Annotated in this window: 20 protein-coding genes; 8 read left to right on the plus strand and 12 right to left on the minus strand. The window is 71.2% G+C overall.

Annotation, left to right across the window (positions count from 1 at the left end; translation table 11 throughout):
• Positions 1 to 193: 193 nt before the first annotated feature.
• The 4 genes from JOC24_RS23225 to JOC24_RS23240 all read right to left on the minus strand — a co-directional run bounded on the left by JOC24_RS23225 (position 194) and on the right by JOC24_RS23240 (position 3,853).
• Complete coding sequence (locus JOC24_RS23225; protein ID WP_205022312.1) at positions 194 to 1,270, minus strand: HAMP domain-containing sensor histidine kinase; 1,077 nt, start codon at positions 1,268 to 1,270, stop codon at positions 194 to 196.
• Positions 1,267 to 2,004: a response regulator transcription factor gene (locus tag JOC24_RS23230; protein WP_014154105.1), complete on the minus strand. Its 738-nt coding sequence runs from the start codon at positions 2,002 to 2,004 to the stop codon at positions 1,267 to 1,269. The genes JOC24_RS23225 and JOC24_RS23230 overlap by 4 nt, the downstream gene beginning before the upstream one ends.
• 233 nt (positions 2,005 to 2,237) lie before the next feature.
• Positions 2,238 to 2,921 (minus strand): spermidine synthase family protein, encoded by a 684-nt coding sequence (locus JOC24_RS23235; protein ID WP_205022313.1) that lies wholly within the window; start codon positions 2,919 to 2,921, stop codon positions 2,238 to 2,240.
• A gap of 92 nt (positions 2,922 to 3,013) precedes the next feature.
• Positions 3,014 to 3,853 (minus strand): nucleotidyltransferase domain-containing protein, encoded by an 840-nt coding sequence (locus JOC24_RS23240; RefSeq protein WP_205022314.1) that lies wholly within the window; start codon positions 3,851 to 3,853, stop codon positions 3,014 to 3,016.
• A 129-nt stretch (positions 3,854 to 3,982) separates the two neighbouring features.
• On the opposite strand from JOC24_RS23240, the gene lon reads away from it, so the two are divergent.
• Positions 3,983 to 6,421, plus strand: a complete 2,439-nt coding sequence (gene lon / locus JOC24_RS23245; RefSeq protein WP_205022315.1) for an endopeptidase La — start codon at positions 3,983 to 3,985, stop codon at positions 6,419 to 6,421.
• A 95-nt stretch (positions 6,422 to 6,516) separates the two neighbouring features.
• Here lon and JOC24_RS23250 read toward each other — a convergent pair whose 3' ends face one another.
• The gene (locus tag JOC24_RS23250) at positions 6,517 to 7,197 is read right to left on the minus strand and encodes a polysaccharide deacetylase family protein (protein WP_239580881.1); all 681 of its coding nucleotides are present in this window, start codon (positions 7,195 to 7,197) and stop codon (positions 6,517 to 6,519) included.
• Between the two features lie 254 nt (positions 7,198 to 7,451).
• Positions 7,452 to 8,294 (minus strand): lysozyme, encoded by an 843-nt coding sequence (locus JOC24_RS23255; RefSeq protein ID WP_205022316.1) that lies wholly within the window; start codon positions 8,292 to 8,294, stop codon positions 7,452 to 7,454.
• Between the two features lie 287 nt (positions 8,295 to 8,581).
• On the opposite strand from JOC24_RS23255, the gene JOC24_RS23260 reads away from it, so the two are divergent.
• Entirely contained in the window at positions 8,582 to 9,028 is a 447-nt protein-coding gene (locus JOC24_RS23260) for a MarR family winged helix-turn-helix transcriptional regulator (RefSeq protein ID WP_205022317.1), read from the plus strand.
• A 50-nt stretch (positions 9,029 to 9,078) separates the two neighbouring features.
• Here JOC24_RS23260 and JOC24_RS23265 read toward each other — a convergent pair whose 3' ends face one another.
• Positions 9,079 to 9,864 carry a protein phosphatase 2C domain-containing protein gene (locus tag JOC24_RS23265; protein ID WP_205022318.1) on the minus strand — a complete coding sequence of 262 codons (786 nt, stop codon included), beginning with the start codon at positions 9,862 to 9,864 and terminating at the stop codon, positions 9,079 to 9,081.
• A gap of 360 nt (positions 9,865 to 10,224) precedes the next feature.
• Between JOC24_RS23265 and JOC24_RS23270 the strand changes: the two genes are divergently transcribed.
• The 5 genes from JOC24_RS23270 to JOC24_RS23290 are packed head-to-tail and all read left to right on the plus strand — an operon-like array spanning position 10,225 to position 15,921.
• Positions 10,225 to 13,125 (plus strand): sensor histidine kinase, encoded by a 2,901-nt coding sequence (locus tag JOC24_RS23270; protein ID WP_205022319.1) that lies wholly within the window; start codon positions 10,225 to 10,227, stop codon positions 13,123 to 13,125.
• Entirely contained in the window at positions 13,122 to 13,601 is a 480-nt protein-coding gene (locus JOC24_RS23275; RefSeq protein WP_205022320.1) for a roadblock/LC7 domain-containing protein, read from the plus strand. The genes JOC24_RS23270 and JOC24_RS23275 overlap by 4 nt, the downstream gene beginning before the upstream one ends.
• Complete coding sequence (locus tag JOC24_RS23280) at positions 13,598 to 14,011, plus strand: DUF742 domain-containing protein (protein WP_205022321.1); 414 nt, start codon at positions 13,598 to 13,600, stop codon at positions 14,009 to 14,011. Before JOC24_RS23275 ends, JOC24_RS23280 begins: the two co-directional genes overlap by 4 nt.
• Positions 13,992 to 14,642, plus strand: a complete 651-nt coding sequence (locus JOC24_RS23285; RefSeq protein ID WP_205022322.1) for a GTP-binding protein — start codon at positions 13,992 to 13,994, stop codon at positions 14,640 to 14,642. The genes JOC24_RS23280 and JOC24_RS23285 overlap by 20 nt, the downstream gene beginning before the upstream one ends.
• A gap of 37 nt (positions 14,643 to 14,679) precedes the next feature.
• Positions 14,680 to 15,921 (plus strand): styrene monooxygenase/indole monooxygenase family protein, encoded by a 1,242-nt coding sequence (locus JOC24_RS23290; protein WP_205022323.1) that lies wholly within the window; start codon positions 14,680 to 14,682, stop codon positions 15,919 to 15,921.
• 71 nt (positions 15,922 to 15,992) lie between these two features.
• Here the strand turns inward: JOC24_RS23290 and JOC24_RS23295 are convergent, their stop codons facing one another.
• The 5 genes from JOC24_RS23295 to JOC24_RS23315 all read right to left on the minus strand — a co-directional run bounded on the left by JOC24_RS23295 (position 15,993) and on the right by JOC24_RS23315 (position 21,982).
• Complete coding sequence (locus JOC24_RS23295) at positions 15,993 to 17,165, minus strand: C40 family peptidase (RefSeq protein WP_205022324.1); 1,173 nt, start codon at positions 17,163 to 17,165, stop codon at positions 15,993 to 15,995.
• 177 nt (positions 17,166 to 17,342) lie between these two features.
• A complete protein-coding gene (locus tag JOC24_RS23300) occupies positions 17,343 to 19,889 on the minus strand; it encodes an outer membrane protein assembly factor BamB family protein (RefSeq protein WP_205022325.1) in 2,547 nt (848 codons plus the stop codon).
• A 69-nt stretch (positions 19,890 to 19,958) separates the two neighbouring features.
• Positions 19,959 to 20,234, minus strand: coding sequence for a hypothetical protein (locus JOC24_RS23305; protein ID WP_205022326.1), 276 nt, complete (start codon positions 20,232 to 20,234; stop codon positions 19,959 to 19,961).
• A gap of 10 nt (positions 20,235 to 20,244) precedes the next feature.
• Positions 20,245 to 21,006 (minus strand): TetR/AcrR family transcriptional regulator, encoded by a 762-nt coding sequence (locus tag JOC24_RS23310; protein ID WP_205022327.1) that lies wholly within the window; start codon positions 21,004 to 21,006, stop codon positions 20,245 to 20,247.
• Between the two features lie 40 nt (positions 21,007 to 21,046).
• Positions 21,047 to 21,982 (minus strand): AurF N-oxygenase family protein, encoded by a 936-nt coding sequence (locus JOC24_RS23315; protein WP_205022328.1) that lies wholly within the window; start codon positions 21,980 to 21,982, stop codon positions 21,047 to 21,049.
• Positions 21,983 to 22,171: 189 nt separating this feature from the next.
• Here JOC24_RS23315 and JOC24_RS23320 point away from each other — a divergent pair, with 189 nt between their 5' ends.
• Positions 22,172 to 23,281: a ferritin-like domain-containing protein gene (locus JOC24_RS23320; RefSeq protein ID WP_205022329.1), complete on the plus strand. Its 1,110-nt coding sequence runs from the start codon at positions 22,172 to 22,174 to the stop codon at positions 23,279 to 23,281.
• Positions 23,282 to 23,313: the final 32 nt, after the last annotated feature.

Genomic DNA, 23,313 nt, shown 5'->3' on the forward strand with positions numbered 1-23,313 from the left:
CCGTTACGTGCAGGCCGGGCCGGTCTTCGTCGTGCACATCACATCGGAAGTCGGGTTTCGGCGCATGAAATGGCGGGAAACAAGCAGGGTTCCGCTGTCCTTCGGGTACGCGAGGCCGGAGATACGACCCCCTGGACCGTATCTCTTTCCCGGACGGGAGGGAGAAACGGGGCCCTCCGCTTCGAACGCGAGGTCAACTGTGCATTGGAGCGTTCCCCGGAAGAGTGACCTGTATGCGGCAGCCTCGGGCTGATTCGGCCACCCCGATGCGCCCGCCGTGCAGATCCACCGCCCAGCGGGCGATCGCGAGTCCCAGGCCGGTCCCGCCGTCGCTGCCCGGGCCGTGCGGGGACGGCGCCTGACCGCGGTTGAAGCGCTCGAAGACCCGGTGGCGCTCCGCCTCGGGGATGCCGGGCCCCTCGTCGACGACCTCCAGCTCGAGCGACTCGGGATGCTCCCCGCGCCGCGCCAGCACCGTGACCCTGCCGTGCGGCGGGCTGTGCTTGACGGCGTTGTCGATGAGATTGGCGACGACCTGGTGCAGGCGTTCCGCGTCCGCGTGCGCCGTCAGCTCGGGTGGCGACACGTCGAGGTGCAGATGGACGTCGGTACGGGAGTGGTTGCCCGAACCGGAGGAGAGCCGGCGCTGGGAGGCGGCGAGATTCGCCTCCTTCAGCACACCTGACAGGTACGGCCAGACCTCGAAGCGGCGCGCCTTGAGCGTCAGCACACCGTGGTCCAGCCGGGACAGGTCCAGGAGGGTCTCCACGAGTCTGCCGAGGCGTTCGGTCTGTTTCAACGCCGTACGCATGGTCTCGGGGTCCGCCGCGGACACCCCGTCCACCACGTTCTCCAGGACCGCTCTGAGCGCCGCGATCGGAGTGCGCAGCTCATGGGAGACGTTGGCCACCAGCTCCTTGCGGTGCCGGTCCTCCGCCTCCAGATCGTCCGCCATGCGGTTGATCGTCTGCGCCAGGTCGCCGAGTTCGTCACGCCGCCCGGCGCCGCTCACCCGTCGTGTGTAGTCGCCGTGCGAGATCGACCGCGCGACGGCGCGCATCTCGTCCAGCGGTGCTGTCAGACCGTGCGCCACGAACTGGGTGATCAGCAGGGTGGCGATCACGGAGAAGACCGTGATGAACCGGAACTCGGTCCTGGTCCGCAGGGCGACGATGAGCAGCCCGGTCGTGATGAACACGGAGATCACCACGAGCGCGCCCAGCTTGGCCTTGATCGAGAAGGGCCGCAGTCCGGAACCGGGCCGGGTCATGGCGCGGGGGTCTCCAGGGCGTAGCCGACGCCGTGCACGGTGCGGATCCGCTCGGCGCCGATCTTCCGGCGCAGGGCCTTGATGTGGCTGTCGACCGTGCGGGTCCCGGAGGCGTCCGCCCAGTCCCACACCTCGGCCAGCAGCTGCTCACGCGAGAGCACCGCACGGGGTGTGTTGGCCAGGCAGACCAACAGGTCGAACTCGGTCGGGGTGAGGTGGACGTCGTCGGCGCGCACCCGGACCCGGCGCTGCGCGTGGTCGATCTCCAGCTCGCCGAGGCGCAGGATGCCGCTGCGCGGCGTCACCGCGGCCAGGGCCGCCCGCTCGACCCGGCGCAGCAGGACGTGCACCCGCGCCGCCAGCTCACGCATGGAGAACGGCTTGGTCATGTAGTCGTCGGCGCCGACCCCGAGCCCGACCAGCATGTCGGTCTCGTCGTCGCGTGCGGTGAGCATCAGCACCGGCACGGGGCGCTGGGCCTGCACACGGCGGCAGACCTCGAGCCCGTCGAAGCCGGGAAGCATGATGTCGAGCACCATCAGGTCGGGCTGCCAGGCCTCGGCCGCGTCAACGGCCGCCGGCCCGTCCAGTGCCGTCTGCACCAGGAAGCCCTCGGCCCGCAGCCGGGCGGAAATGGCGTCGACGATCGTCGCGTCGTCCTCGACCACCAGCACCCGGCGCTGAGCCCCGGGGGTGGCCGCGACGCCGTTGTGGGTGGTGTGTGTCTGTTCCATCGCCCCGCCCCTGCCCGTTCTCGCGGAGGCCATTCCCCCGGAGGCACGGTTATCGCTTGTGGATTTTCGTCGGTGATCCCTTGTGCCGGTCAGCAGCGTAAAGGCAGAGGACGCCTCTCGGCTACGCAGGGTGTTGACCGTCGTGAAGGTGTTACCCCCGGGAAGGGGACGGACGGACGGACTTGTGCCGCCTCATCCATGATGGGGCAGGGATGTGGGTGCACCGTGGGGGTTCAGTGGTTCCGAAGTGCGAGATGGACCACGTCCGGCACACCTCGGGCAACGGCTACTTCTTCGGTCCTTACTGCGTGGAATCCGGCATTCCGCATAGCGCTCCCGAAGGCCGCGGACGGCTGCGCGGACCAGACGGCGAGGACTCCGCCGGGCGTCAGACGCGCGCGGCAGGCCGCGAGACCCGAGGGTGAATAGAGGCTTTCGTTGCCCTGCGTGACGGTCCAGTCGGGGCCGTTGTCGATGTCCAGGCACAGTGCGTCGTAACGCTCCGTGGTCGTGCTGAGGTGGGCTACGAGGTCGGTGCGGAGGATCTCCGTCCGCGGATCGGCGAGCGCCGCGGCGGAGATCCGGCCGAGCGGTCCGGTGAGGTGCCAGTCCACGACGGCCTGCTCCCGCTCGACGACCGCGATCCGGCCCCAGCGTGGTTCGGTGGCCGCGCGCACCAGCGAGAAGCCGACGCCGAGTCCTCCGATCAGCACCGACGGGGCCGGCCGCGCGGCGGGCAGGGCGGCGAGCGCGGCGTCGACCAGCAGGCGCTCGGAACGCCCGTCGGAGGTGTCCATCAGGAAGCATCCGTTGGCGATGATCTCGAAGACGTCGCCGCGCTCGCGCAGGACGACTTCGCCGAACGGCCCCTCGCGCCGGTCGAGGACGACGGGGCGGCGGGCATCTGTGGCGGGCATGGGCGAGGTCTCCGGTCTCCGGCACGCGGTTCTGTCTCCGGTCGCCCATCCTTCCGCGCGGACGAGGCCCGGACCAGCGGATTACCGTGGTCTCACTCTTCGGGGCGGGGTGCCTTCGTGCCATGGACCGCCGTGTACTCGACGGCCAGCCAGGGAGTCAGGTCCTCGACGAGCATCGCCAGTACGGCCGGGTCGGCCGAAGGAGTCCGTGCCGTGGTCGCGGCCGCGCGGACCTGAGCGGCGCGTTCCGGGTGGTCCGGGTAGTAGCGCGCGAACAGTTCGGCGGACCGGTGCAGGTCGCTCGTCCAGCCGCCCCAGCGCGGCATCACCAGGGTGAACGCCGACCGGACGAGGCGGCGGGAGACGCCCCGGCTCAGCCTCAGGCGGGCCTCGTCGGTCGTGGCATCGGCCGTACGGGCGCGCCAGCGGGGGAGCGCGAGCTCCAGATCGCCGTTGGTCTCACGGGCGAGCAGCGAGGTGGGGCGGTAGTGCGGGAGGCGTGCGGCCAGGTCCTCGCCGAGCAGCGGTGTGCAGAGGCAGGCGATGAAGAAACCCGCGTCGTCGCGTTCCAGTTCGCTCAGCAGGGTCGGGACGGGATGCAGCAGCAGGCCGACGCCGTCGATCACGGGGAAGGCGGCATCCAGGGCGGCGGAGATCTCCTCGGCCGCCGCCCGGTCCGAGTCGGTGGGCCCGTCGTGCACGGCGACCAGCAGATCCAGGTCGGACACGCCGGGAATGGCCGTGCCCCTGGGAATGCTGCCGTAGAGGTAGGCACTGTGCAGCCGGTCCGGGCCGAACGCGCCGGCGATGGCGGCGCGGGCCGCCTCGACCACCGGGGCGAACTCCGCGGGTACGCGTTCCACCGCGCCCTCGCGGCGGATCGTCCCGTCCGCCGCGACCCCTCTGTCCTCGGTGCTGGTCACTTCGTTCATACGCGGAGCTTCGCAGGTGGCGGCAGGGACGGGCGAGTGATCGCTGAGAGCGAACACGCCGCGGGGAACATTCCCCGGCTCATAAGCATTGAGTCGGCATAGCTCAACTTGCCTGCCTAAGGGGAGATCATGACTGCAGGATCCAACGCGTCCACGTCGTCCACGCCGATCGACCTGCCCGTGCTGCCGCTCGACGACGAGGTCGTACTGCCCGGAATGGTGGTGCCGCTCGACCTGTCGGAGGCGGAGGTGCGCGCCGCCGTTGAGGCCGCCCAGGCCGTCGCGCGGCCCGGGGGCGGCAAGCCCGAGGTGCTGCTCGTGCCGCGTATCGACGGGAACTACACCGGGACCGGCGTCCTGGGCACCGTCGAGCAGGTCGGACGGCTGTCCGACGGTGATCCGGGCGCCCTCATCCGGGCCCGTGACCGGGTGCGGATCGGAGCCGGGACCAGCGGGCCCGGAAACGCGCTGTGGGTGGAGGGCACCCGGATCGACGTGTCGCTGCCCGACCCCCTGCCGGGCTCGGTGGCCGAGCTCGCCAAGGAGTACAAGGCACTCGCCACCAGCTGGCTGAAGAAGCGCGGCGCCTGGCAGGTCGTGGACCGGGTCCAGCAGATCGATGACGTCTCCGCCCTCGCCGACAACTCCGGCTACTCGCCCTTCCTCACCATCGCCCAGAAGGTCCAGCTGCTGGAGACCGTCGACGCGGTCGCCCGCCTGAAGCTGGCCATCCAGTGGCTCGGCGAGCACCTGGCCGAACAGGACGTCGCCGAGTCCATCGCCAAGGACGTCCAGGAGGGCGTCGACAAGCAGCAGCGCGAATTCCTGCTGAGGCGCCAGCTCGACGCGGTGCGCAAGGAGCTCTCCGAGCTCAACGGCGGACCCGGTTCCGGCGCGGACGAGTCCGACGACTACCGGGCCCGTGTCGAAGCCGCCGATCTCCCGGAGAACGTGCGGGAGGCGGCCCTCAAGGAGGTCGAGAAGCTGGAGCGCTCCTCCGACCAGAGCCCCGAGGGCTCCTGGATCCGCACCTGGCTGGACACGGTCCTGGAACTGCCCTGGACCGAGCGGACCGAGGACGCCTACGACATCAAGGGCGCCCAGGAGATCCTCGACGCCGAACACGCGGGTCTGCAGGACGTGAAGGAGCGCATCACCGAGTACCTCGCCGTGCGCAAGCGCCGTGCCGGCCGAGGGCTGGGTGTCGTCGGCGGCAGGCGCGGCGGCGCCGTGCTGGCACTGGTGGGCCCTCCCGGTGTGGGAAAGACCTCGCTAGGTGAGTCCGTGGCACACGCCATGGGGCGCAAGTTCGTCCGGGTCGCGCTCGGCGGTGTCCGGGACGAGGCGGAGATCCGCGGCCACCGGCGTACGTACGTCGGCGCGCTTCCGGGGCGCATCGTCCGCGCGATCAAGGAGGCAGGTTCGATGAATCCGGTCGTCCTGCTCGACGAGATCGACAAGGTCGGGTCCGACTACCGGGGGGATCCGGCGGCGGCGCTGCTCGAAGTGCTCGACCCGGCGCAGAACCACACCTTCCGCGACCATTACCTGGAGGTCGAACTCGACCTCAGCGACGTCGTGTTCCTCGCCACGGCCAATGTCCTCGACTCGATTCCGGAGGCCCTGCTCGACCGGATGGAACTGGTCACGCTGGACGGCTACACCGAGGACGAGAAGGTCGTCATCGCTCGTGACCACCTGCTCCCGCGCCAGCTGGAGCGGGCCGGTCTGCAGCAGGACGAGGTCGGTCTCGACGAGTCCGCGCTGCGCAGGCTGGCGGGTGAGTACACCAGGGAGGCCGGGGTGAGGAACCTGGAGCGGGCCGTCGCGCGGCTGCTCCGCAAGGTCGCGGCCCAGCACGAACTGGGTGAGCGGGAACTCCCGTTCACGGTGTCCGAGCAGGACCTGCGAGGTCTGATCGGCCGGCCGCACCACGTACCGGAGTCGGCCCAGGACCCGGCCGAGCGCCGCACCGCGGTGCCGGGTGTGGCCACCGGACTCGCGGTGACCGGAGCGGGCGGCGACGTGCTGTACGTCGAGGCGTCGCTGGCCGACCCGGAGACCGGGGCGTCCGGACTCACGCTGACCGGTCAGCTCGGCGACGTCATGAAGGAGTCCGCGCAGATCGCCCTGAGCTTCCTGCGCTCGCACGGGGCGGAGCTGGAGCTTCCGGTCGCCGACCTCAAGGACCGGGGTGTGCACATCCACTTCCCGGCGGGTGCGGTCCCCAAGGACGGCCCGAGCGCCGGCATCACCCTGACGACCGCGCTGGCCTCGCTGCTCTCCGGACGGCTGGTCCGTACGGATGTGGCGATGACCGGCGAGGTGTCACTGACCGGACGGGTGCTGCCGATCGGCGGTCTGAAGCAGAAGCTGCTGGCCGCCCACCGCGCGGGCATCACCACCGTGGTGATCCCCCAGCGCAACGAGGCCGACCTGGACGACGTCCCGGCCGAGGTCCTCGAAACCCTGGAGGTCCACCCGGTGACCGACGTCCGCCAGGTGCTGGAGATCGCGCTCGCCCCGGCCTCGGCCGGGGTGCGGGACAGGATCCCGGCCGCCGCGTAGGCGCCACGTCGTGACGGGCGCGGCATCACGCCGACGGCCGGTACGGACGGGCCGTCCTCCTTCCGGAGGGCGGCCCGTTCCGCGCGCGGGGCGGGTCAGGGGCGGTAGACCGTGCCGGGTACGGGCTCCGCCGGGGCCATCAGCTGAGGGACGGTCACGAAGGTGTAGCCGCGCTCCTTCAGCGTGTCGATGATGCCCGGGACCGCGGGGACCGTCCCCTTGTAGATGTCGTGCAGCAGGATGACTCCGTCCTTGCCGGCCTGGTCGAGTATCCGCTTCCTGATCAGTGCGGAGTCGTTCGTGGAGTAGTCCTTGGCGGTCGCGCTCCACAGGACCTGTGAGAGCCCGAGCTCCTCACAGACGCCGGAGACGGTGTCGTCGGTGCGGCCCTGCGGGGGGCGCATCAACCGGGGCCTCTTCCCGGTGATCTCCTCGATCGCGAGCTGGGTCCGCTCCAGCTCCGCCCGTATCTCCGCGGGCTTTTTCTCCGTCAGGATCTGGTGGGACCAGGTGTGATTGGCGACCTCGTGTCCCTCGGCCGCGATGCGCCGCACGGTTTCCGGGTGCTTCAGGACATGGTTCTCGCCCAGCAGGAAGAACGTGGCAGGCACCTTCTTCTCCTTGAGCACGTCCAGGAGGCGCGGGGTGTCCTTCGCCGGCCCCGCGTCGAAAGTCAGCGCGATGCACTTGGCCTTGCGGCAGTCCACCTGACCGAACGCCCCCTTGGCATCGGCGGCGGCCCCGGCGCGGGCGGATCCGGGTGCGGTCGTCTCCATCGCGCATCCGCCGAGCGTCAGAGTGAGCACCGTCACCAGCGCGGCGGTCAACCCCGAACCGAACGACGTCGTCTTTCCGGGCACAACAGACACAGCGCGTCACTTCCCCATGGCTCGGCCACACACCGGCGGTGCGGCACAGCGCGACTATACACAGCATGTATACGCTGCATGTATAGAGGGGTTCGGGGCGACGTCGGGCCCCGGTGACCTGGAGCTGGTCACCGGGGCCCGGGTTCCGCGTCGTGCGGGGCTCAGCCGTTCGCGAGTGCCACCACGCGGTCGAGGGCGCCGTTGAAGTGGTTGTGGTCGCCGACCGTCGGACCCGACGACGTGTACTGCCACATCGTGTAGTAGCTCCAGCCGGCCGGGAGTTCGCCGACCGTGGTGTTGTATCGGGCCACCCAGAGCGGGTTGGTGGCGCCGAAGCCGGCGTTGTTGCCCGTGCAGTCCTTCCACCAGCTGGTCGCGGTGTAGATCACCGGGTCACGTCCGGTGCGCGCCTTGTAGGTGTTCACGAAGTCCCGGATCCAGGCGACCATGCCGGCCTGGGTCTTGCCGTAGCACTGCGCACCGTACGGATTCCACTCGATGTCCAGCACGCCGGGCAGCGTCCTGCCGTCCCTGGACCACCCGCCGCCGTTGTCCACGAAGTAGTTCGCCTGGGCCGCGCCGCTGGTCGTGTCCGGGGTGGCGAAGTGGTAAGTGCCCCTGATCATCCCGACGTTGTACGAGCCGTTGTACTGCTGCGTGAAGTACGTGTTCTTGTAGTACGTCCCCTCGGTGGCCTTGACGTAGGCCCACTTCACGCCGCTGTTCCACAGGGTCGACCAGGCGACGTTGCCCTGGTGGCCACTGACGTCCACGCCTTCGGTCTGGACGGCGTTCGTGCCGGTCGAGGAGCCTCCTGCCTGGCCGTCGTGGGCGATGACGCCCTGGCCCATCCTCGCCGTGCCCCGCTCGGGGGCGGCGGCCGTGTCGGCGGCGGAGGCCGCGCCGGGCAGGGTGAGCAGGAGGGTGAGTGCGGAGAGGAATGTTCCCGCCGCGAGGAGGTGGCGCCGGCGGGGTGCCGTGGTCGCGGATCTGTGCACGGGCATTGGGTGCCTCCGAGGGCTCGGTGGGGGGAGCTCATGGCCCAGGAGTGGGTGCGGGACACTCCTGCGGTGCAGCGCCGTGGTGTGGGCATGCCAACCAGGGCGTTCATGAAGCTACGCACGTAGACCCGTGCTCCGGAAGGGGGACCGGCGACTGCCGTAGGTCTACGCCTGCGAAATACTGGCCGAGCTGCGGTGATGGCCGGAGCTGAAAGAAAGTTTCATCGGCGGGAAAGCGCATGAGGGGTGCTGACGTGCACGGGAGCGGAAGCGATGGTGGGCCCGGCGCGATGGCCGGGAATGGTGTGGACCATGAGTTCCTCGCCCTGGAGAGGGAGTTGGCGGTCTTCCTGCGCCGGGCGCGGGCCAGTTCGGGAGAGATGTCGCGTGAGGTCCATCCGGACCTGGAGGCGGCTGCCTACGGGCTGCTCGTGCGGCTGGAGTCGGCGGGGCGGCAGCGTGCCACGGACCTCGCCGCCTACATCGGGGTGGGCAAGGCGACCATGAGCCGCCAACTGCGGGCTCTGGAGCGCCTCGGGCTGGTGGCCAGGGAGACCGACCCGGCGGACGGCCGCGCCTCGCTCGTCCACCTCACGGAGGAAGGGCTCGCGCGTTTCCGCAGCGTCCGCGACGCCCGCCGGGGACGCTATGCCCGCAAGCTCGCGGACTGGGACCGTGCCGAGGTCGCGGAACTGGCGAGGCTGCTGCACCACTTGAACGAACGCGCCGAGGGCTGAGGCGCGCGGTCGGACGGTGCGGGCGCGACGGGCGGCCCCGCTGCGGGCCCCTACAGCTCCACGAGGACCGCTGTCGCGTCGTCGTGGGTCTTGCCGCGGCCCGGGCGGCCCCGGTCGGAATCGGCCCGCTCCAGATCCCTCACCCGGTCGATCAGCCCCTGCGGCCCCTCCTTCCGCAGAACCTCCAAAGAGGCACTCCAGTCACCCTCCTGGAACTTCTCCGTCCAGCGACTCGCCCCGTCGGTCAGCGCCGCCAGTGCCCGGACCTCGGTCCGGGGGGTCTCGCCCGTCACCGCCCGTGACGACACCGAGGGGTCGGCGGCCGCGGTGAAGAAGCCGCCCTCCTTGTTCCTCGCGCGCGCGTCCGCGATCGCCTCCGAGGCCAGCGAGCCCGGTGGCAGCCGGTCGAGGCGGTCGTCGAGCAGCGGCCGGACCGTGCCGTCCGGCGCCTCGACGAGCAGGACCGAGTCGGAGAGCACGAGATGCTCGACCCGTTCGTCGTCCCAACGCGCCAGGACCACCGTCGCCTGAGGCGTGCGCACGTGAGAAAGGTCACACGTGGCGCGGTGGGCGTCGGCGGTGCGCCGGATGGACCGTGCGAGGACCTCGGCCAGCGTCAGATCCCTCCGCGAAGCGGACAGTTCGGCCAGGGCGCTCCCGATCCGCGCGGTGAACCACGGAACCGAATGCACACAGCCGTCGTCGCCCGGAGGTGGGGTCACGCCGTCGAGCAGCACGAGAACGCCACCCCGGCCCGACGCGGGGACGGCGGTCGATGCCCAGTCCTCGTTGGGGCGTTCGGGGCTGCCCGGCTCGGTGGCGAGTTCGATACGCATCGGGTCAGTCTGCACGATGTCTTCACGGAGCCTGCACGGCCCCGTGGTCGGACCGTACCAGCAGGTCAGATGGGCCTGTGGGGTGTAATCCATGACTCCATGCATATGCGGGCGGGCATAATCCCAAAGCCCGGCCCGAAGTTCCACCCGGTGGCCCGTGCATGCCCAGCGGTGCCCGTGGGGAGACTTGTTCGCCAACTCCGGATTGTTGTTCACTCCTTTGAGTGGCGGAGCGGTTGATGCGCGGCCCCCTCTCAAAAGCGCTGGAATGGTCAGAAGCCGTACCAGGGCGGGGAGCCCATAGACGTGACCGTGCGTCACCTCTGCTTCAAGGGCGGACGATCAAGATTGCGAGCACCGGTGCAGAAGAAGCGGCCTCGGAGCAAGAACAGCGCGCGCGAGGAGTCCGGAGCGACGCCTCAGGCGGCTGTGGCCTCCAAACGGACCGTGCGGGTACGCAGCCGGCTCGTCGCCGGTGTTGCCGTCGTAGGGATCACCGTCATCGCCGCGGGCGCCCCGGCGGCGCTCGGCGCGTCCTCCGATCTCAACGAGTCCCAGCGGCTGGTCACGCTCGCCGAGCTGAACCAGCAGGCGATCACCCTCGCGCACTCCCTCGCGGACGAGCGCGACGAGGTCACCGCCCACATCGCGGGAGGCCGTGAGGGCGACGGCAAGGACGGCACGACGAGTCCCGCGGCCCGTGTCGACCAGCAGGTGGACGAGATCCGGGAGGCCGCCCCGGCGGCGCTGCGCCGCGACCTCGCCGACATCCCCTCGCTGCGCCGGACCGCCCTCACGGGCGAGGGTTCGGCGATGGAGGCGTACCAGGCGTACTCCGAGGTCATCGCCAAGCTCCAGGACCTCGCCGACGACCTCGCCGAGAAGACCCCGCCGCGGGCCGCCGACGCCACCCGTGCGCCGCTCGCCCTCGGTGGCGCCGTGGAGCGGGCATCCGCCACCAGGGGGCTGCTCCTGGCCGCGCTCGCGGTACCCGGTACCAAGGCGCAGCAGCAGGAGATCGACCCGCTCACCGGTCTGCCCGTCCAGAGCCAGGACGGAGGCACCGACGAGGACGACCGCAACCGCGACGAGTTGAGCGCGGCCGCCCAGCAGGCGCGGGTGCACGAGCTAGCCTCGCTCGCGGAGTTCGACCAGTCCGCCGGTTCCTCCGCCCGGGACAGGCTCGCCTCCACGGTGACCGGCTCCGAGGTCACCGTCGCGGAGAAGTACCTCACCCGGTTCACCGACCGCCCCGAGCTGTCCGAAGCGGACCGGCAGGCCGACCCCGAGAAGGTCGAGGCCGCGCTCTCCGCCAGGATCGACCGCATGCGCGGTGTCGAGTCCGCGCTGGGCACCGCACAGGTCAAGCGCCTGGAGGGGCTGCGCGACGACGACGTCACCGCGCTGGAACTCCACCTCGCCCTGCTCGGCGGCTGTCTGCTGATCGCCGTCGGCGTCTCCACCGCCGTCGCCCGCACCCTCACCCAGCCGCTCGCGGTCCTGCGGATCGGGGCCGGCCGCATCGCAGCCGAGCCCGGGACCGCCGAACCCGTGCGCTATACCGGGCGCAACGACGAGTTCGCCCAGGTCGTACGGTCCATCAACACCCTGCACGGCAAGCTGCACGAGCTGCACCACGACGTCACCGGCCGGGTCGAGAGCATGGAGACGGAGCGCGGCGGGCTGATCGCGGGCCGCGAGGCCCTCACACTCCAGCGGGCCGAACTCCAGGTCCGGGTCGCGGAACTCGGCTCCCAGCTCGAACGGCTGAGGAACACGGTCCACCACACCTTCGTCAATCTGTCGCTGCGCACGCTCGGCCTCGTCGAGCGCCAGCTCGGCGTCATCGAGGGCATGGAGGAGCGCGAGCAGGACCCGGAGCGCCTCGCGACCCTCTTCAAGCTCGACCACATGGCCACCGTCATGCGGCGCCACAGCGAGAACATGCTGGTCCTCGCGGGTACCGATCACAGCCAGGGGCACGCGGGCCCGATCCCGCTGGTCAACGTGCTGCGCGCCGCGGTCAGCGAGATCGAGCGGTACGAGCGGGTCACCATCCAGTCACTGCCGCCGCACGCCCAGATCGCGGGCTTCGCCGCCGACGACCTGAGTCACCTGGTCGCCGAACTCCTGGAGAACGCGACCTCCTTCTCCCCGCCCGACTCCCATGTCGAGCTCTCCGGCTGGCTGCTGGAGACCGGCGAGGTGATGCTCTCCGTCCAGGACGCGGGCATCGGCATGTCGGCGGTCCGGATGAGCGAGCTCAATGCGAGGCTGGCCGACCCGGCGTCCTTCGAAGCGGGCGAACAGGCCGCGGACGGGGCCGGGCTGGGTCTCCAGGTGACCTCGCTGCTGGCCGCCCGCCACGGCGTACAGGTACAGCTGCGCGAACAGAAGGGGAGCGGGGTGACCGCGGTCGTCGTCCTTCCGCAGGCGCTGCTGCCCAAGTCGCCGCCCGCGACCTCTCCGCCGCCCGTACCGCTGCCCGGGGACGCGCCCACCCTGAACCTCCCGGGTTCCGTGGCCGAGGCCAACTCCAACGCACTGCCGCCCCGCCCGGCACCTTCCGCCGACGACCCGCTGATCGCGGCCGCGGAGCGGACCCTGCAGACTGCTTCCCCGCAGCCCGCGACGCCCGCACCCGCCGAGCCGGCCGCCGATGACGCAGGCCGGCAGGCTCCCGAGGCCCCACAAGCCCCTCCGGCACCGCAAGCAGCTGAGGCCCCACAGGCTCCGCAGACGTCTCGAGCTCCCCTTCCCGAGGCCGGGATCCACGAGGAGTCCGAGGCCGAGACCACGATGCAGGTCCGGCTGCCGGTGCAGCAGGACGCGCCGAGCCCGTACGCTGTCGGGCCCGACAGCCACGAGCGCACCGCCGACACGAGCCCCGCGACGGCACCCGCACCCGGGAACGCGCCCGCTCCGGCCGCCGACGCCGTTCCCGGCCCCCGGCAGCCGCTCACCGGACTGGGTGAGGAGGTGCCCGACCCGGCACCCCTGCCCGAGCGCCTCACGGACAAGGGGCTGCCCAAGCGAACCCCCAAGATCGCCGCGCAGCCGTCGGCCCAGGCCGCCGAGCGCAAGGGCAGCCTGGACAAGGACGCCCTGCGCCGTCGACTCGGCGGATTCCACCAGGGTGCGAAGGACGGCCGCCGCGATGTCGAGGCGGAGATCGGTGAGAGCGGCCCACAGACCGACCACGACCGTACCGAAGGTCGAATCGAAGAGACGGGGGACACAGTCGAGGAGGCACGCAGTTGACTGCGCCCAGCACATTCGGGCTGAGCACCGAGGCCCGGAACCTTCACTGGTTGCTGAGCAATCTCGTGGAGGAGGTGCCAGGGGTCCACTCGGTCACCGTCGTCTCGTCCGACGGACTGATGCTGCTCTCCTCGGACCCCGGTCTCGCGACGGCCACGGCGTCAGGACGGCAGGATGGCCCGCGTGGCTCCAGCGCCGACCTCGCCACCATCGTCTCCGGTATCGGATCCCTCACGATAGGTGCCGCCAAGCTGATGGACGGCGGCGGCGTCAAGCAGACGATGGTCGCGATGGAGGAGGGCAGCGTCTTCGTCATGTCGATCAGTGACGGTTCCCTCCTCGGCGTACACGCCACCGCCGACTGCGACATGAGCGTCGTTGCCTACCACATGGCGCTCTTCGTCGGCCGTGCCGGACACGTACTCACCCCCGAACTCCGCAGTGAGCTGCGCAAATCGATGGAGAGCACCCAGTGACGTCAGCTGCTGAACCCGTACGGAAACTCCCCGTCAGAGGTTCCGACCGCAAGGTCGCACGGGTCCGTCCGTACTCCCTCACCGGTGGCCGCACCCGCTTCGGCCACGTCCTCCTCGTCGAGACGTTCGTCGCCGCGCTGGAGGCCCCCGAGGAGCGCCGGGAGCTCACGAACGGCAACCTCGCCTCGCGCGTCATGCCGGAGCTCCACGCCATCGTCGAGCTCTGCCGCCGTATGCGTACGGTCGCGGAGATCTCAGCCTTGCTCAAGATGCCGCTCGGCGTGGTCCGGGTGCTGCTCAGCGACTTGGCCGACCAGGGAAAGATCCGCGTCTACGGCACCGGTCACGGCACCGGCCAGCCCGACCGCGCACTGCTGGAAAGGGTGCTCAATGGACTCCGCCGTCTCTGAGGCGCCGCTCTTCACCCCGCGTCAGCGGGAACCGCAGGACCGGACCGACGAGCCCGTGCAGTCCTGGCAGCTCGACCACTCGCGCGCGCCGATCGCCACCAAGATCGTCGTGGCGGGCGGGTTCGGCGTCGGCAAGACGACCTTCGTCGGCTCGGCCTCCGAGATAACCCCGCTCCAGACCGAAGCACTGATGACGCAGGCCAGCGAGGAGACCGACGACCTCACGGCCACGCCCGACAAGGTCACCACGACCGTCGCGATGGACTTCGGGCGCCTCACGCTGGACGACGACCTCGTCCTGTACGTCTTCGGCACCCCCGGCCAGCAGCGCTTCTGGTTCATGTGGGACGACCTGGTGCGTGGCGCGATCGGCGCCGTGGTCCTGGCCGACACCCGGCGCCTCGCCGACTGCTTCGCGGCGCTCGACTACTTCGAGAGCTGTGGTCTCCCCTACGTCGTGGCCGTCAACCACTTCGAGGGGACGACCGATTACGACGAGGGCGATGTCAGGGACGCCCTGACCGTGCCTCCGCACGTGCCTGTTGTGATCATGGATGCGCGTAACAGGATCAGCGTCGTCGAGTCGCTCCTCGCCCTGGTGGGTCACGCACTCGACGTCGCCCCCGAGTAACGACAGACGCACCCAGCACACGTAACGGAGAACCGCGATGCGGAAGATACTCATAGTCGGAGCCGGCCAGTCCGGCCTCCAACTGGCCCTCGGACTGCAGTCCAGCGGGTACGAAGTCACCCTGATGTCCAACCGCACCGCGGACGAGATCCGGTCCGGCCGGGTCATGTCGACGCAGTGCATGTTCCACACGGCTCTCCAGCACGAGCGGGACCTCCAGCTCAACTTCTGGGAGTCGCAGGCCCCGCAGATCAAGGGTGTCGGCGTCTCGGTCGCCGGTCCCGACTCCTCGCGGGTCGTCGACTGGGTGGGCAAACTGGACGGTTACGCCCAGTCCGTCGACCAGCGCGTGAAGATGGCCGGCTGGATGGAGACGTTCGCCCAGCGCGGGGGGCAGCTTGTCATCCACGGTGCCGCGGTCTCCGACCTGGACTACTTCTCCCGGACGTACGACCTCGTGATGGTCTCGGCCGGCAAGGGCGAGCTCGTCTCCATGTTCGGCCGGGACGCCTCCCGTTCGCCGTACGACGCCCCGCAGCGGGCGCTGGCCGTCGCGTACGTCCACGGTCTGGGCCCGCGGCCCGAGCACCCGGAGTTCGACGCGGTGCGGTGCAACCTGGTCCCGGGTGTCGGTGAGCTCTTCGTCATGCCGACCCTGACGACGTCGGGCCGTGCGGACATCCTGTTCTGGGAGGGCGTCCCCGGCGGTCCGCTCGACGCGTTCCAGGGCATCAAGGACCCCTCGGAGCACCTGGCCAAGACGCTGGAACTCATGGAGAAGTACACGCCGTGGGAGTACGCACGCGCCACCAAGGTCGAGCTGACCGACGCCAACGCCACGCTGGCGGGCCGTTACGCCCCGACCGTGCGCAAGCCCGTCGGGCGGCTGCCCGGCGGTGGTCTGGTACTCGGGGTGGGCGACGTGGTCGTAGCCAACGACCCGATCACCGGCCAGGGTTCCAACACCGCGTCCAAGTGTGCGCACTCCTACCTGCACTCGATCCTGGAGCACGGCGACCGGCCGTTCGACGAGGAGTGGATGGAGGCCACGTTCGAGCGGCACTGGGAGAACACCCAGCACGTCGTGAAGTGGACGAACGCGATGCTCGGCCCGCCGCCGGAGCACGTGCTGAACCTGATCGGCGCGTCCGGTCAGCTTCAGCCGGCCGCGGACCGGTTCGCCAACGGGTTCAACGACCCGGCGGACTTCGACAACTTCTTCTTCGAGCCGGAGAAGACGAACGCGTACCTCGCCTCACTCACCGGTGCGCAGGGCTGAGACGAGCCCGCGGGGAGGCCGGGCCACCCCCTTCCGTCACGCAGGTGTGGACGGGCGGGACGGCCCGGCCCTCATGCGTCCGGGGCGTCGTAGCCCGTGTCCGCGCCCGCGGTGGCGCCCTCGGGCAGTTCCGGCAGCGCGTAGGTGCTCAGCGGTTCGCTCCCCGGGTCGGGGCGGACGGCCCCGAGCAGCGGGTTCGAGGCCAGCGGTGAGACCTTCACCGTGGCTCCGGGCCTGGGGGCCTGCACCACGAGACCGTCGCCGATGTAGAGCGCGACATGCGTCGCCTTCGGGAAGTAGACCACCAGGTCGCCGGGGCGCAGCGAGCCGACCGGCACCCTGGGCAGGCGGCGCCACTGTTCCTGCGAGGTGCGGGGGATCATCAGGCCCGCGGACGACCAGGCCTGCGAGGTGAGCCCGGAGCAGTCGTAGGACTCCGGCCCCTCCGCGCCCCACGCGTACGGCTTGCCGATCTGCTCGACGGCGTAGCGGACGGCCTCTCCGCCCTCCGCGGATGGCGTGCGCACCGAGCTGAGCGCCCCCGATGCGGCGAGCGCGTCCTGCGCCTCGCCGATGTTCCTCTCCTCCAGTGCCGACAGGGCGGCGAGCTGCTCGGCCGACAGCGAGGCCAGCATCGCCTCGATGCCCTTCAGACGTGACTGCACGACGTCGCGCTGCTTCTTCTGCTGGGCCGCCAGCATCCGCTGCCGGGCATGCGCCGTACGGGATCTGGCGGCCAGCGCCTCCGCGTGCCGCTCCGCGCCGGTCAGCCGGTCGACGACGGCGGAACGGCCCGCCTGTGCCCGCTCGATGACATGGCTCTGCTCGAGTGCGCGGGCCGGGTCGTCGGCCAGCAACAGCGTCAGGTACACGGAGAAGTCCGTGCGCCCCTGGTACTGGTCCCGCGCCAGCCGCCCGGCGTCCCGGCGCCCGGAGTCCAGCGCGGTCCGGGCCCCGGCGAGTTCGGCGCGCAGCTTCGCGGCCTCGGCGGTCCGTTTCTTCAGCTCCTGGGCGGTGCCGTTGAAGACCTCGCCCGCCTCTTCGGCCTTCCGGTAGAGCGTCTGCAACTGCTTCAGCAGCCCGGCCACGCTCTGCGGAGCCGGTCCGGCCGCGGGTGCGGGGGCCGCTGAGGGGCCCGGCGCCGGGTCCGGTCCTGCCGCGGGCTCGGCGACGGCGGGGGAGGCGGCGACGACGGCGGCGGCCAGCGCCGCCGTGCAGAGGGCGCGTGCGACTCCGCGGGGCACAACATCACCTCCGGTGTCCGGGGGCGATGCCGATTAATCGGACTACCCCACAAGTGATCGGATCGCACCCATCCGGTCACTCGGTGCAGGGTGATGCAAGGACCGCGTGGCGTGCCGCCCGGGGTCTGCCCCGAACGGCGGACCCCGGGTGGTGCGGGTCTCCGCCCGCCCTGTGCGTCACTTCACGGGGAAGGCGTAGAAGGCCCGTTCCCGCTGGACGACGGTGGTCTTCCCGGCGGCCAGCACCCGGTACGGAGCGCTGACCGTCGCGCCCTTCGGGTCCTGGGCCCCGATGTCCTGGAACTTCCACAGCCGACGCCCGTCCTCGGCGGCGAACGCGGTCACCTGGGAGGCGTCGGCGGCGAGCAGCGTCTTCCCGCCCCGGCTCAGTGTGAGCGCCGGGGCGCCTTCACCGAGCGGAACCTCGGTGGACCGCCGCCAGAGCAGCTTTCCGGTCGCCCGTTCGACCGCGCCGACCTCCTGGTGGCTGTTCGTGGTGTGGAGCACCGTCCCGGCCGGGACCGGCCGGCCGAAGACGGACGACCCGGTGCCGTTCACCGTCCAGACGGGCTTGCCCGTGTCCGTCTCGAAGGCCCGCAGGTCCTCGCCCACCGCGCCGTACAGCCGCCCCTCCCCGTCCCCCGCCGCCGCGCCGGCCGGGGCGACCGTGCCGAACTTCCGGCTCCACAGCAGTTTCCCGCTGTCGCGGTCGAAGCAGCGGAAGAGGGCCTTGCCCTTGCCTGCCGCGGCGTCGGAGGGGGTGAGCGTGTCAGCGTCCTGGCGTACGACGAGGTCGGCGTCCCGGAGGGCGGTGACTTCGTAGGCCGGGGGGCCGGGTGCCCGGCCCGCGGGCACGGCCACACGCCAGAGTTCCTTGCGCAGCACGACGTCGTACGCGAAGAAGTAGGCCTTGACGACCTCCTTGTCCTTGCCGCGCTTCTTGCCCTTCTTCGGCTCAGGGGCCTTCACCGTGACGGTGTGGGACCCGGTGAACCAGAGGACCGGGCCGGACAGGCCCGTGAGCGGGGCCACCTTCATGTCCGGTACGCCGGTGAACCGTTCGGCGAAGCGCACCCGGTGCTCGACGCGCCCGTCCTTCGGCGACAGCCAGAGGAATTCGGTCGGGGCCGCCAGGAAGCAGAATCCGTCCCCGGCGGCCAGGACCTCCTGGGCGCCGGCGGCTTCGGGGCGCTCCCAGACTTTCCGTCCCGTGCGGAGGTCGACGGCGGTCGCCCCGGCCGTGTCCGTCAGCACCAGCAGTTCGTCCTGCCAGACACCCGCGGTCAACGGGGCCGGGGCGGCGGCCGGGTGGGTGTACATCCACAGGGGGTCGGGCGCCCGGCCGGGCAGGGCGGGCCGGGGCGCTGCCGCCGGTTCGACGTCGGCGGAGTCCGCTTCGTCGGACCCGAAGGCGGACACGGCCGCTCCGCCCAGGACCAGCCCCGCCGCGCCGGCGGCGACGGCGGTGAGCAGCGCCCTCCGGCCGGTGTCCGGGGCGGACGTGGCACGCGGCGCTGCGGCGGGCGCGGAGCCCGGCGGGGCCGGGGGCAGCGAGGGTGCGGCGGACACGCCTCGGGGGGCGGCGGCAGCGGGGTAGGCGTACGGGTACGGCGGTGCGGCCGCAGGCGCGGGTGTCTGCGTCGGGGCGGCCGCCGGGGGGTGCGGGGGTGCGGCGGCGAGCGGGGCCGTCGCCCGGTCGGGCCGGGGCCCGCGCGCCCCGGCCCCCAGGACGCGGGTGGTCCTGCTGTCCCGGACGGCGTCCCCGCTCTCCGGCGCGCCGTTCGCGGGAGCGCCACCGTTCGTGGGTACCTCGTCCAGGGCCGGGTCCACCGGCGTCTCCAGGGCGCGTACCCGTGCCGCCTGGTCCGTCACCGCGGCGGACAGCGGCCCGGGCAGCCAGCCGCCCTTGGCGAGGCCGGCCGCGCCTTCCAGTGCCAGCTCCGCGGCGACCGATCCCGCGCCGGGCCGCTCCTCCGGGTCCTTCGCCAGACAGCTCGCGATCAGCGCGCGCAATCCGTCCGGTACGCCGCCGAGTTCGGCCGGTCCGTGCGCGATCCGCTCGGCCGCCTCCTCCGCGGGTCCGTCGGCGAGCGGGGTCGTCCCGGTCGCCGCGTACGCCAGCAGCAGGCCGAGGACGAACAGGTCGGACGCCGGGCCTGCTTCCTTGCCCTCGACCTGCTCGGGGGTGAGGTAGCCGAGCCGCACCGACAACTGCCCGCCCTCGCGGGCCTCGGCCCAGGCGGCGGCCCCCAGGGGCCCGAACGCGGTCAGCCGTGGACCGTCCTCGGCCAGCAGCACCGTCTCCGGCGCCAGCCCCTGGAGTACGGCCCCGGTGGCGTGCACCCGGGAGAGCGTCTCGGCCAGGCCCGCTCCCAGTATCCGCACGGCACGCTCGGGCAGCGGACCGGTGAGGCCGATCGCCTCGGCGAGCGTCACCGCGGGCACGTACGCCGTGGCCGTCCAGAGCCCGTCGTCCTGCGGAGAGGCCAGCGGCGGCTGCACCCAGCCACCGGCCAGCCGCTCCGCGGTGCGGGCCTCGGAGCGGAAGCGGCGCCCGAAGGCGGGCACGGAGGCGAGGGCGGGCCGGGCGGCCGTCACCACCGCGGGCCCGTCGCCGTCCGCGCCACGGGCCAGGTAGTGCACGGCGCTCGCGCTCTCACGGAAGCGCGCGAGCGCGGTGTACGGGCCGAAGCGGCGTGGATCGTCCTGACGCAGCGCCTCCATGGCGCACCCCCCTTGTGACCGTGCCCTCGGCACCCGGGCCGATCCTACGGGCGCGGGCGCGCAGGAGGCTCAGGACCCGCTCCGGGGGCTGTTCCAGGGCCACTTGGGGGTGAAGCGTTCGCGGCCGTCGGGAGCGTACTCGTACACCCAGCCGCGCTGCAGTCCGAGTCGCTTCGTGTGGCCCGCCGGGGCGCGCCGGTAGGCGTGGACGGTGTCGGGGCCGCCGGCGGCGTCCGGCACCGGGACCTCGTACCACTTGGGCGGATGGCCGGTCGGCCCGAGCAGGACGGGCAGCACCCGGCCGTCGAGGGGGCCGCCGCGGAAGGGCGTGTTCTCGCTTTTCACCCGGCCAGTGTCACTCAGGAGGCAGCAGGTGTGCCGCGTGCCCCGCCACCGGGATGATCAGCGCCGTGAGCCGTCCGGCGGGGCCGTCCGCGGTCTCCTGGCCCAGCAGCTCCGCCACCACCGCCTCCGTCTCCTCGTCCGAGGCCGCGGTGGCCGCGAGCAGGGCCATCAGATGGTCGACCAGCCAGGAGCGCAGATCGGCGGCCGGAGGCTGCTTCTGCTCGTCCAGCCAGATCAGGGACGCCGCCTCCACGGCGGCGATCCAGGTGCGCACCATCATCCGCAGCCGGGGCCCCGCCGGCTCCTGGCCCGGGCCGGTGCCACGGCCCAGGTGGAGCAGGATCTGCTCGGCCGCGGACCGCCGCACGCCGTCCACGATCGTCGTCGTGCGCGAGGTCTCCGCCACGCTGCCGCCGCGCAGCAACGCGCTGAAGCCGGCGTCGTGCTGGTCGACGAAGCCGAGATAGCGGTCCAGGACGCGGCTGACCCGCTCGGTGGGCGGGCCCGTGGCGGGTTCCGCGAAGCAGAGCGTGAGCTGGTCGGCGGCCGATCCGAGGGCGGCCTCGTACAACTGCTGCCTGCCGCCCGGGAAGTAGCGGTAGACCAGCGGGCGGGAGACCCCGGCCGCCGCCGCCACCTCGTCGATCGACACGTCGTCCGGCGCCCGGTGGGCGAAGAGGGAGAGCGCCGCGACCAGCAGTTGGGCGCGGCGCTCCTCGACACCGAGCCGTCGGTACGCGCGGGCCGGCGGTGCTGCGGGTGCGGAGGTCATACTCCGAAGCCTAAGCGCTCCCTCCAAAAGCGGACCGGCCTCAGGCCAGCAGACCCGAGCTCTTCCACAGCCTGCGCCCCACTCCGTTGAGCACGCCGATGTCGTCGAAGAAGTCCGTGAGCCGCTTCGCCCCCGTCCGCATGACCTCGGCCCGGTGGCCGCTCGCCTTCACCTGGGCGACGGCCTCGTGGCGGTCCAGTCCGACGTTGTCGTACACCTGCGGGTTGACGAAGCACACGGAGAAGACGCGCGCCGCCTCCCCGCAGCTCAGCCTGGTCATGCGCCGCTCCCACGCGGGGGCGGTCACCATCTGGCGGCGCAACTCCTCCCGTGCGTAGCGCACATGGCGGGCCTCCTCGACGACGTGGATGCGGGTCACTCCGCGTACGAGCGACTGGACGCGCTCGTCGGGGAAGGTGAGTCGCTGCATCCAGTCCAGGATCTCCTCGCCGAGCAGGGTCGCGGCGAACGAACCGGGCGTGGTGGAGATGGTCTTCAGCACCCGCGCCAGGTTGTGGTAGCGGGGCGGGACGGGGTAGGCGGGGGCCCCGCCCCACTCGATCATGCGGGCGAACATCATGGAGTGCCGGCACTCGTCGGCGATCTCGGTGAGGGCGTAGCGGACGTGCTTGCTCGTCACGGACTTGTCGTAGATGTGGCGGACGAGCAGCTGCATGAGGATGATCTCGAACCAGATGCCGAGCGAGGCCAGCGACGCCGCCTCGTGGCGTGCCAGCTCCATCCGCCGGTCCTCCGACATCTTCCGCCAGAGCGGGGTGTCGTAGAGGGAGACCAGCTCGGGCGGCCAGAACCACTTGCCGTCCTCGACGGGGGAAGCCCAGTCGAGTTCCGTGTCCGGGTCGAAGGAGTGCTTCGCCGAGGCTTCGAGCAGACGGGCCGCGACCTGCTCGCGGTCCTTGAGGGGGCCGAGGGCGTCGCGCAGCGCCTGGATGTCCTCGTCGGTCACTGTCGTCATGGCTGTGGGCACCTCGCACATGGGTTACCGGCGGTCATTTATCTGCTCACGGATTATGAGACTGCCTGTCAGCAAGGCAGTCAATCCCTTGTGCGCTACTTGTTGACCCCGCGTCTACCAACGTGTGAACCTGCCAACTGACGTCAGCACCACGGAACATACGATCCTCGCCGCGCGAAGGAGTTCTCCGTGTCGACACACGACCTCTACACCACCCCGCCCCCGGCTCCGACGTGGCAGGTGCCAGCCACAGGTGCCGCCCGTTTCAGCTGGGACTACGACGACGGCCGCGAACGCCTCCTCGCCCTCTACCAGAAGGGCAAGGACAAGCAGTGGGACGGCAACAAGCGCATCGACTGGAGCCTGGAGGTCGATCCCGCGGATCCCCTCGGGACCCCGGACGAGGCCCTCACGCTCCATGGGACGCCGCACTGGGCGAAGATGACCGAGCGGGACCGCGGCGAACTGCGCAAGCACTACACCTCCTGGCAGTTCAGCCAGTTCCTGCACGGTGAGCAGGGCGCCATGGTCTGCGCCGCCCGCATCGTCGAGTCCGTCCCGGACCTGGACGCGAAGTTCTACTCCGCCACACAGACGATGGACGAGGCGCGGCACGCGGAGATCTACGGCCGCTTCCTGCACGAGAAGATCGGGATGCTCTACCCGGTCAACGACAACCTCCAGGGGCTGCTCGGCGACACCCTGCGCGACTCCCGCTGGGACATGCCCTACCTCGGCATGCAGGTCCTCATCGAAGGGCTGGCACTCGCGGCGTTCGGCATGATCCGTGACACCACGACCAAACCGCTGCCGAAGCAGATCCTCGCCTACGTCATGCAGGACGAGGCCCGCCACGTGGCCTTCGGGCGGATGGCACTGCGCGACTACTACAAGCAGCTGAGCGACGCCGAACTCCGCGAGCGCGAGGAGTTCGTCATCGAGGGCTGCTACCTGATGCGCGACCGCCTCAGCGGCGTCGAGGTACTGGAGAACTTCGGTATCGGCAGGCAGGAGGCCAAGGAGCTCTCCGAGCACTCGGAGTACCTGCAGCTCTTCCGCAAGCTGCTGTTCAGCCGGATCGTTCCCTGCGTCAAGGACATCGGGCTCTGGGGCGAACGGCTCCAGAAGGCCTACGTCGACATGGGAGTGTTCGAGCTGGGCGACTCGAACCTGGACCTGCTGATGGCCCAGGACGAGGAGATCGCCGAGCAGTTGGACCGGGACCGCTTCGCGGTGGAGGAGCGGGCGCGGGTCGCGGAGGTCGCGGACGCGATCGCGGCGGGCGGAGCCGACGGCTGACCCGCCTGCCTGCCGTCCGGCAGACCCGCGCC

The sequence above is a fragment of the Streptomyces sp. HB132 genome, assembly GCF_016909575.1.
GTDB lineage: Bacteria > Actinomycetota > Actinomycetes > Streptomycetales > Streptomycetaceae > Streptomyces.